10 protein-coding genes and 1 pseudogene are annotated in these 9,274 nt (G+C 55.8%); 8 read left to right on the top strand and 3 right to left on the bottom strand.

Going from position 1 to position 9,274, the window contains the following annotated elements:
- The first annotated feature begins 460 nt into the window (after nt 1-460).
- The gene (locus tag ACEN9H_RS32030; RefSeq protein ID WP_413675662.1) at nt 461-1,054 is read left to right on the top strand and encodes a hypothetical protein; all 594 of its coding nucleotides are present in this window, start codon (nt 461-463) and stop codon (nt 1,052-1,054) included.
- Between the two features lie 390 nt (nt 1,055-1,444).
- On the opposite strand, the gene mobQ is transcribed toward ACEN9H_RS32030, so the two are convergent.
- Nucleotides 1,445-2,533 carry a MobQ family relaxase gene (mobQ, locus tag ACEN9H_RS32035; RefSeq protein WP_413675663.1) on the bottom strand — a complete coding sequence of 363 codons (1,089 nt, stop codon included), beginning with the start codon at nt 2,531-2,533 and terminating at the stop codon, nt 1,445-1,447.
- 264 nt (nt 2,534-2,797) lie between these two features.
- Between mobQ and ACEN9H_RS32040 the strand changes: the two genes are divergently transcribed.
- Nucleotides 2,798-3,079 (top strand): mobilization protein, encoded by a 282-nt coding sequence (locus tag ACEN9H_RS32040; protein WP_413675664.1) that lies wholly within the window; start codon nt 2,798-2,800, stop codon nt 3,077-3,079.
- Between the two features lie 82 nt (nt 3,080-3,161).
- On the opposite strand, the pseudogene ACEN9H_RS32045 reads toward ACEN9H_RS32040, so the two are convergent.
- Nucleotides 3,162-3,430, bottom strand: a pseudogene (locus tag ACEN9H_RS32045) (type II toxin-antitoxin system ParD family antitoxin).
- 226 nt (nt 3,431-3,656) lie between these two features.
- Between ACEN9H_RS32045 and ACEN9H_RS32050 the strand changes: the two are divergent.
- The 3 genes from ACEN9H_RS32050 to ACEN9H_RS32060 all read left to right on the top strand — a co-directional run bounded on the left by ACEN9H_RS32050 (nt 3,657) and on the right by ACEN9H_RS32060 (nt 6,197).
- Complete coding sequence (locus ACEN9H_RS32050) at nt 3,657-4,364, top strand: AAA family ATPase (protein WP_413675665.1); 708 nt, start codon at nt 3,657-3,659, stop codon at nt 4,362-4,364.
- Complete coding sequence (locus ACEN9H_RS32055; RefSeq protein WP_413675666.1) at nt 4,361-4,741, top strand: hypothetical protein; 381 nt, start codon at nt 4,361-4,363, stop codon at nt 4,739-4,741. Before ACEN9H_RS32050 ends, ACEN9H_RS32055 begins: the two co-directional genes overlap by 4 nt.
- A gap of 568 nt (nt 4,742-5,309) precedes the next feature.
- Nucleotides 5,310-6,197, top strand: a complete 888-nt coding sequence (locus tag ACEN9H_RS32060; RefSeq protein WP_413675657.1) for a type IV toxin-antitoxin system AbiEi family antitoxin domain-containing protein — start codon at nt 5,310-5,312, stop codon at nt 6,195-6,197.
- Here the strand turns inward: ACEN9H_RS32060 and ACEN9H_RS32065 are convergent.
- Nucleotides 6,174-7,070 (bottom strand): nucleotidyl transferase AbiEii/AbiGii toxin family protein, encoded by an 897-nt coding sequence (locus tag ACEN9H_RS32065; protein ID WP_413675658.1) that lies wholly within the window; start codon nt 7,068-7,070, stop codon nt 6,174-6,176. The two genes, ACEN9H_RS32060 and ACEN9H_RS32065, sit on opposite strands and share 24 nt — an antisense overlap.
- Before the next feature lie 167 nt (nt 7,071-7,237).
- On the opposite strand from ACEN9H_RS32065, the gene ACEN9H_RS32070 reads away from it, so the two are divergent.
- From ACEN9H_RS32070 to ACEN9H_RS32080, 3 genes are all read left to right on the top strand, one after another.
- Nucleotides 7,238-7,546: a hypothetical protein gene (locus tag ACEN9H_RS32070; RefSeq protein WP_413675659.1), complete on the top strand. Its 309-nt coding sequence runs from the start codon at nt 7,238-7,240 to the stop codon at nt 7,544-7,546.
- A 105-nt stretch (nt 7,547-7,651) separates the two neighbouring features.
- Nucleotides 7,652-7,990 (top strand): hypothetical protein, encoded by a 339-nt coding sequence (locus ACEN9H_RS32075; RefSeq protein ID WP_413675660.1) that lies wholly within the window; start codon nt 7,652-7,654, stop codon nt 7,988-7,990.
- The gene (locus ACEN9H_RS32080) at nt 7,987-9,012 is read left to right on the top strand and encodes a replication protein RepA (protein ID WP_413675661.1); all 1,026 of its coding nucleotides are present in this window, start codon (nt 7,987-7,989) and stop codon (nt 9,010-9,012) included. The genes ACEN9H_RS32075 and ACEN9H_RS32080 overlap by 4 nt, the downstream gene beginning before the upstream one ends.
- Nucleotides 9,013-9,274: the final 262 nt, after the last annotated feature.

Genomic DNA, 9,274 nt, shown 5'->3' on the forward strand with positions numbered 1-9,274 from the left:
GAATTGTGGAAAAGCATACCTAAGCACAACGTTCAGGGACGTTTTAAATTCAGACTGCACCGCTACGCGGCGCACAAGGAAGCCTCAGACCCAGCAACGGTCAAGGGCTGAACGCGCAGACCTTCGGCGGGCTACGGACTTCGGCCTGCGGCCGAACGCCTACCGGCGCGGGTCCTACCGCCTCACCCCTGGCTGACGCCAGGGGCTACGGGCACCTGCGCGCCATGATCGCCAGTCGAAACCCCGCGCCCTCCCGGGACGCGGCGACTTGCTCGCCCCTGGTCTGCAGACACTAAAACCGGTCTCCAGAGCAAAGCTCGAGGACAGATACGGCCGTCACCAAATAAAAATTGTCAAGGATTTAACCACCCCAAAGTGTCCGGCCCGGCTTGAATGCAAGCTCCAACCGAACCCACAGAGTGGATTTCCCTAGAAGGATCTGCGACAAGGAGGAGTTCTAATGGACCCACAAGAGCAGCTATTCGGCCTAATCGAAGCAGCCGAAACCCAACAGAAGGCGGCCGCCACTGCGATCGCCGCGATGGCGAAGGAGCGCCGCGAACTGGCCGCTACCGTCGAAGCCATCAGGAATGCCGCTGAAACTCTCCAGAACGGCCTACAGGATGCTGCAGGCCGCGCGGTGAAGGATTCCCTCAACCAGAGTCTTGAAAACGCTGAGAAGGTTGCTAATCGCGCCGTGAACGTGTTGCGGGAAGCCACACACCAAGTGCGCGAGGCCGGCACCTGGGTGAGCTTCAAGACCGCTGCGGCGGTGGGCCTGGCCGGCGCGCTGACCATCGGCGCGGTCTATGGCATCGGCCGCTACATGGTCGCTTCGACGCTGACTGAGATCCAGGAGCTCCGGGCGCAGAAAGTCGAGCTGCAGGCCAACGTCGATGACTTGGCGCGGCATGGTGGCCGGGCTAGGCTGAACATGTGTGGCGGCCGGCTGTGCATCGAGGCTAGCAGCAACCAAGGCGAAAACTACGAGAACTGGAACAGCCCTTGGAGGGCACAGAACGGAGCGAACTTGGTGATCTTGCGTGGGTATTAATGCAATAAAAGCTACAGTTTTACGTCATGACGTAATTCCTTATGTACATAAGGCTATGGCGAATTTCGCCAGCAGAGTTGCAATCAATTGCAATGAAGAAGTCGTGATCTGACTATGAATGGCAGGCGGTCTGGGAATGGTCCCGAGCGCCTTTACCATTTAGAGGTTACCTTATGAAACAACAATCTTCCTTCTCCTGTGCACTCCAGCGTCGTACCGTAATGCGGATCGAGCACTTGCAGAGAGGCAGTGGCATTGGTGGCGACGATACTGGCCTCGTCCTAGTGCATGTGGAGTGCTCTAGCGAACGTCAATGCCCGGACCTGTACCGTTGTCCTATGCGACAGGATGATTGAAGCCACTGCTGGCCGATTTTTGCTGAGAAAGCCGTTACCTGGAGAAGCCGGGGCCACCCCGGTCGCGGCTCTGCTCCCGCTGCGCCTCTTGCTCGCGCTCGAGCTGCTGCCGGCGTTTCTCCAGTTCGGACTGGCGTTGTCGTTCCACCTCGGCCCGGCCCAGCTCGGCCAGCCGCTGCTGCTCCTTCTCGGCCTTGTGCGCCTCGTACTTGGCCCGGAAGTCAGCCCTGCCGCTGTCCAGCTGCGCCTGGAATGCTTGGCGTTTTTGCTGTTCTTGGGCGTCGCGCTGCGTGATCGCCGCCGCTAGATCGCCCGACAGGTCCAGAATTGACCGATTGGCGGTCTGGTTCTGCCGCTCCAGCTCTCCGGCCATCTTGGCCGCCGCTAGTCGCTCGGCCGCTTGCTGTTCGAAGTCCCGCCGCTTGTGGCTCGGCTGGCCGGTGCGTCGCTCGATGGCCGTGACGGTCGGTCCCAGGTGCTGGGTCGGTATGCGCTCGATGCCTTGCGCCTCCAGCGTCCGGTGGTCGATCCTGGCGTCGTGGCCCAGCTCCCGTAGCCGCTCGTTCGTCAGCTCGGCCCATCGGGTGCGGATGCGGTCGATCTCGTTGGCCTTACCCACCCCACCGCCCATGTTGTGCGCCACCAGGTCCAGCTCGCGCACCTTGTTCCCCAGCCCTTCACCCTCGATGCGGTTGGTGGTGGTGAGGATGTGCGCATGGTGGTTCCGGTTGTCTCCGGCCTGGTCCGGCGCGTGGATCGCCACGTCGGCCGCGATCCCGTAGCGGTCGGCCAGCTCTTGGGCGAAGTCCACTGCCAGCCGGCGCCGCTGGCCGGCATCCAGTTCATCGGGCAGGGCTACCAGGAACTCGCGCGCGACCTGGGCGTCGGCGCGTTTGTTCTTCGCCTCGACGGCGTTCCACAGCTCGGCGCGCGCCGGCTGCCACGTCGAGCCGGACGGCATCACGAGGTCGGCCGACTGCAGACCGCGTTTTCTCGTGAAGTCGTGGACCTCGCCCGTGCGCCGGTCAAGGATCTGCTCGCAGGCGCGATAAGCCGCCGCAGCGGTCGAGCTGCGCCCGGCCTTGCGGCTGATGATCTTCGCCGACAGGTGATAGATCGCCATGGCGCGCTCGCTTTTGACGTTGGGGTTGTCTTTGGCCCGCGGCAGGCGCGCACGCAAACCCGCAGGGTTTGCATTAAGTGCGCCCTTCGCCTCGCTTCGCTCCCGCTCGGGGCTCACAGGCGCTACCACTGTCTCAGCTATCCCGGCTCATTGGCGTGAGCTACCTCAGCCGGGTCCGAGGGACATCGCGTGAAAGAGATGCAGCGCAAGCCGGATGGCATGTACCGGATGAAAACTACAAACTCAACTCACTCTAGAACCGACATGAGCAATCCCATCGACAAGGCTCAGCAGCGCATCGACGAGCTGCAACAGAAGCTGAAGCAGGCCAAGGCCCTCAAAAGCCGGATCGAGGCGCGCCAGAAAGTCGTCGAGTCGAAGAAAAAGCGGACCGAGGAAACTCGTCGCAAGATCCTCGCTGGGGCACTCGCGCTTGAGATGATGGACCGGGACGAAGGCGTGAAAGCACGCTTCATGACGCGCCTGGACAAGTACCTGACGCGCACCGACGACCGCGCCTTGTTCGGGCTGCCGCCAGTTGCTTAGGAGACGCCGGCTTGAGCCTGCCGAGCCTCGACCGGTCAACCATGGACGGATAGGGCAAACCGGCTGAAGATGACGCGATAGCTCATCGCGTCTTGGCGTGTTCAGCGGCCAAGCAGGCGCGCATCTGGTCAGCGGTGACGGTGCGTGCTGGATCGGCTTTCAAGGCGTCGTAAGCGGGCCCGACTTGGCCATGCAGCCAACTTTCTACCGCGCGATCCCGCGCTATCAGTGCCCGCAGGCCGTCCCGGATCACTTCGCTTTCGCTGGCGTACTCGCCCGTGCGTACCTTGGCTTCACCATATCCGCCATCTCGTTGGGCAAGGTGATGCTCATCTGCTGGGTGGTTCGCATGAGCGGCTTCTTTGGCTTGATAGGATTTAATCCTATTCTCACGCGGGCCAGTCGTCCAGTTTGATGTACTGATGCAATAGAATTCCATAAGGAATTCCTTGTGGCTATCCTAAGATAGCCATAAGGCTTGCCATTTGGAATTCCATCCGGCATTCTTTCAGGAATTCTATGTTGAATACCTTCCGGCTTTCCAGCACTTCCTGCAGCTCTTCCATTCAAGGTCGCCATGCCATCCATCGTTTTTGTCTCGCCCAAGGGCGGGGCGGGTAAGACCACCTCCGCCCTCGTCCTGGCTACGCAGATCGCCCAGGGCGCCGACGTGACCGTCATCGACGCCGATCCCAATCACCCGATCAAGACCTGGGCCGCAGCGGGTAACGCGCCGCAGCGAATGACAGTGGTATCTGACGTCACAGAGGAAACGATCGCGGACCGGATCGTGGAGGCCGCGGCAAAAACGCCGTTCGTCGTGGTCGACCTGGAAGGCACCGCGGCGGCCATCGTCGCGTATGCCATTGCAGAGGCCGACTTTGTCATCGTGCCAACGCAAGGTTCCCAGCTGGACGCCGAGCAGGCCAGCAATGCGTTCCGGCTCATCCGGGCCCATGAGCGCGGGATCCAGAAGCACAAGCCGGATTACAGGTTGCCTTACGCGGTGCTGTTCACCCGAACGTCCGTGGCCATCAGCAGCCGCGATACCAAGCACATCCGGGAAAGCTTCGACACTGCCGGGATTCCGTATATGAAGACCGAGCTGCATGAACGCGCGGCTTATAAAGCTATGTTCTCGTTCCGCCAGCCATTGGAAAGCCTGCCCCCTTCGGAAGTGTCGAACATTCCGAAGGCGATCGAGAACGCCAAGGATTTCCTGGCCGAGGTGATCGAACGCATCCGGGCCTCCCAGCAACCCAACAATGAAAAGGTCGCATCATGAGCCGCGCTAACCCCCTCGATGGGCTGAACCTGGAAGAGTTTCAACCGAAGGCACCGGAGCCCAAGGCAAGAGCTGATCGCGAAGAGATCGGCAGGATCGCCAAGGAAAACGGGTTCCCCAGCCGCCAAGCCCCAATCGACAAGCCGGCCGAAGAGCGGCCTCGCCAGCACTATTTCCGGACCGGGCGGAACAAGCAGATCAATATCAAGGGCTCGCTGGAATGCGACGAGCACCTACAGCGCCTGGTCGCGGAGCTGGACGTTCCGAAGGGCGTGGTCCTGGAAGAGGCCTTGAAGGCCTTAGAAGCTGTTAAATCCTCCACCGAGCTCACCGAGCGTCTGGACCGAGAATTCCCTAGTAGGCGGAAGCAAGGATAGCCATAAGGAATTCCAAGTGGAATTCCACTTGGAATTCAAAAATTGGACTTCTTACACTTCCCACAGCTTCGCAACCTCATTTCCACACTGGCGCTGCCTTTATCGGCCGCAGACCAATAATCGGCTTACCAAACGGCCTATACAGCCCGGCGTTCAATACGTGACCTTGAATGTCGGGCTGTCCTCGGCCAGCTCCTGGCGCCGTTCTCAGTCCTGCTGCCCTAGTTCTCCGGCCACCTTGGCTGCGGCAGTCGCTCGATCGCTTACTGCTCGAAGTCCATCGTCAGCTGAAGCCGCTCACCGGCAATAATTGGTAGTGCTGCGTAGTATATATACTACGCAGCATACCGGTCCTATCGACGAGTGTTCATAAAAAAATCTAGTTTCCTAAAATTTACAAGATCAATTAAGAGCCTTAAAGAACAAAGTCTTAGGAACATACATGTCCTTCGGTGAAGTATATATACTTCACCGAAGGACTATATCATGTAAAAAGTTGATTTTTTTTTATCAAAAACGATCAATAGTGTGCTATGCTGCGTAGTATATATACTACGCAGCACTGACTATGGCCCCTCAGCCCAGAATACAGATCGCCAAACCCGACATCCTTAAATATCTTGATGCTAGGCAACAGAAGATATTTAAGTTGACTGATTTGCAAGAAATTCTTGCAAGTAACCGGTCGGCATGGCGCCTTGCACAAAGTACAAATACTCAAAAATTCATTGAGTACTTGATTAATCATTCTAAACTTCGGCGCTTCCATTTTCCGTTGCCTCATCGGGCTGAGACTAGATACACGTGGGGTGATGTGCCCCTACTTGAAGTCGTGCTTAGCCTGAAGCCAAACAGCTATTTTTGTCATTACACAGCAGTTCGGTTGCATGGTTTGACGGAGCAAGTCCCCAAGACCATCTACCTTAACCACGAACAGCATCTTAGAAGTCAGACGGCTGGGGGGCTAGCACAGCATCGGATAGACATGGCCTTTAAACGTCCTCCTCGCCTGACGAACAACTTCGTTCAGTTTGGCGAGGTCGGAGTCTGTCTCATTAACGGGAAAAACACGGAAAGATTGGGCGTTATCTCCGAGCCAATGCAATATGACAGTGAGATCCCAATAAATATACGCGTCACAAATATTGAGCGTACGTTGATAGACATCACCACGAGACCGTTCTATGCGGGTGGTGTGTTTGAGGTATTGAAGGCTTTTGAGCTCGCTAAAGATCAGGTCTCAGTAAATGCTTTGTCTGCAATGCTGAGCAAAATTCAACATACCTATCCCTATCATCAAGCCATTGGGTATTACTTGGAACGGGCCGGATATAAATCAAGAGCGATCGAACTGATGAGGCGCTTCCCCATGCAATATGACTTTTATTTGGCCAATGACATGGGGGAGACGGAGTATGTGAAGGAGTGGAAACTATACGTTCCAAAGGGGTTTTAGTTTTTCTACTAAATTACAAATAGAAGCAAAATAATAATCGAAATCTTCTATTTCGTGCCCCTCCTTGACCGTTGCTTTCACCGAGTCAAAGCCGGCGCGGTGAAAGTCACGTTGTTCTTCTATTTTCCCGAGATACTGGAGAGGAACACGTTTGGCCTTGAACATCTCAGTCAGGAGTTCCTGGTTGCTGGGCGTAGTAAGATCGATTTTCTTGGCCTCGACTAGGAGTGTAATGTCTAGGAAATCCCGGGCCCTCGCTTTGCCGGGATAGCTTCGTTTGATGATTTCGCTATACTCAGGTAATTGCTGACAAATTGCTCTAAGTTTCTCGCATACGATCATCTCAGCCGAGTAGACGTAAATCCGGTAGCCATCGAAATCAGCTTCTTCTTTCCCATCAGTGTATTCGAATCGGCTAATGTCAATAAGAAACTTTTTACCTTGGCCGATGCTAATCGCTTGATTGCGAAGCGCATTGATGTCGTCTTTGTTCTTTTCGTAAAGTTCAGAGCCAATAATTTTGAACTCTACGCCATACCCACCCCAAAAATCCCTCATGTCATCGGAGATGGCTTCAGGTTTCTCTAGCATTTTCACGTCAAAAATTTCATAACCCTCGGGTTTGAAGGTGCGCTTGAGCGCACGTTCTACGCGAGAGCGGAATTCTTCTACGCCGCCTTCGAAATCGTGTTTCATGGAAAAGTCGAGATCCATGGAGGCACGTGAGCTTAGGCGATGGACCAGGTCCATGGCATTCCCGCCCTTCAGGACCAAGTCTTCCTCGAGCTCGTCGTCAGAAAACATCGAGACAACAGTTAGTCTTTTTATTTTTTCAAGTGTATTCGGTACTGAGTTATTTGTTGGCGAAGTCATAGTCTCTGCTTATATTTTCAATATTGCAACACATGTAGCTTACTATGAAAGCCACAAAAAGCCAACACCTGGAAAGATGATTCGTAAGTCTGGGGCCAAGAAGATTTCGAAGACATTATGTAGAACGGATGTTCTGACCAGACCGAAGGGAGGCATAGCCGGCAGCCATGCAAATTGTTATTCTGGAACCCCTTTATCTCTTGGAGAATCCAATGTCTGGAGCTGAAACTGAAGTCGTCCGCGTAGGTATTCACGATGCGCGCTCAAGGGATCTGCTGGCCGGCCCGATTTTTCTGCACCCTTTCCCGCGGCAGGGAGAAATCCTGGTGGTTGATGGCCAGTATTATCAAGTGCTGCTGACCGAGCGCGATTATAAGACGCAGGATGAGGCCAAGGCTTACGTGAAATCCCTAGGGCGCCATGACGATTATGTAGTGGCCTTCCAATCCATCATTTCGGGCGCAACGAAACGCTAAGCCTGGCCGCCCATTCCAAACCGTACGCAAAACGGGCCAGCCTGGCTGCCCCGTTCGAATCGTACGCAGAACGGATTTTATGTCTAATGGACCCCACCATTTTGTTTGTATCCTATCGACACTTTGTGTGATACTGTAGATCAAAAAAGCATTTTCTATGGTGATGAAGTGATGCAAAGTGTCAGTTTGGAGACAGCAAAAACACTGGTCAGCAGTAACACCGTGACTAGGGCCATCATTCAATGCTTTGACGGTCGGCGCTGGGCCATTGTCCTGCGCGGCCGGGATGAGTACGTGTTGAAGTCGGCCAGGCAGAATCCTCGATCGTTCGCCAAGATTGAAACGGCCCTGACCGAAATCCAGGGTCTCGGCCTGCGCCACGCTGAGGTGGATTTCGCGAAGTGGCACCGCGACCAGGGCGCCTTGCCGGCTGAAGCAGCATGAAAAAAGCAACCTCCCTTCAAACAGATCTTTTTGGACTGGATCCGGGGACCACAAGCGCGCGATCGGCAAGTGAAGACACCAGACCGGCTAAAGCGATTAAGCCAGAGCCATCACTCACAGCAATTCAGCCCAAAGCCACGCACACGAAGCGAGATGCAAAAATGGTTGAGGCGTCGGCCGAAATCGCAAGCACCCGTCCTGAGGGTGATGATATGGCGTTCATGCACACTATCATGTGCCAGGTCGGCCTGCCACGGTCCAAGGTAGATGGCTCGACCTTTGAACGTCATTCCGGTAATGCTGCGCTTCTGATCGAAGCCGGCAAGCTGTGGGACGGCCAGCAGTTCGTCCAGCAGCCGATCCCCTACGGTGCCATGCCGCGCCTGATGCTGGCCTGGATGAACACCTATGCGGTACGTTTTAAAACACAGGAAATCCCCGTGGGCGACAGTGCGAGTGAGTTTCTGCAAATGCTGGGCAAGCAGACCAACGGCGGCGTGCGCGGCGCCTTTACCACGTTCCGCAAGCAGGTACAGGCGCTGTCGGCCTGCCGTATAACACTCGGATTCAACGCTAACGGCAAGGCCTACACTTATGAGGGCAAGCCGATCAAGCGGTTTGAAGCCTGGCTAACCAATGCTGGCGAACAACGCTCCTTCTGGCCGGCCTCTATCGCGTTCTCAGACGAGTATTTCAATACACTGGTAGATCATGCTGTCCCGCTCGACATGCGCGCCCTGATGGCCTTGAAAGGCTCGTCCCTGGCGATGGATGTGTACGTGTGGCTGGCCGAGCGCCTGCATCGCATCGAAGGCCGTCCGCTCGTCCTGTACTGGGCCAATCTACGGGCGCAGTTTGCCCAGGAGTATCAGGGCAAAGAGGCAGACAAGGATTTCAAGAAGAAATTCTTGCCAGCGCTACACGCCGCCCTAGCGGTCTATCCCCAAGCCAAGGTGAAGCAGGTAACAGGTGGCTTGATGCTGATGGCCTCACCACCACCAATCCCCTACCAGTTGCGATAACCTGGTCATCAGGTCGCGCTGAACGACCTACCAATCAGCCAGGACCGCGTCCATCGAGACGCGGTTTTTGTTTGTAAGCCTGTGGATTCAACCACTTATGCACGCCGAATCGGACCCCCCTTCCACGCCGAATCGGACCCCCCTCCCCCCAAAAATCACGCCGAATCGGACCCCCCTTCCACGCCGAATCGGACCCCCCCTAAACCTGTAAGGTATTGCCTTTAATTATTCCTTTAGTTCTTACCTATAGCGGGAAGGCCAC

This window comes from Massilia cellulosiltytica (assembly GCF_047325105.1).
GTDB classification, from domain to species: domain Bacteria; phylum Pseudomonadota; class Gammaproteobacteria; order Burkholderiales; family Burkholderiaceae_D; genus Telluria; species Telluria orientalis.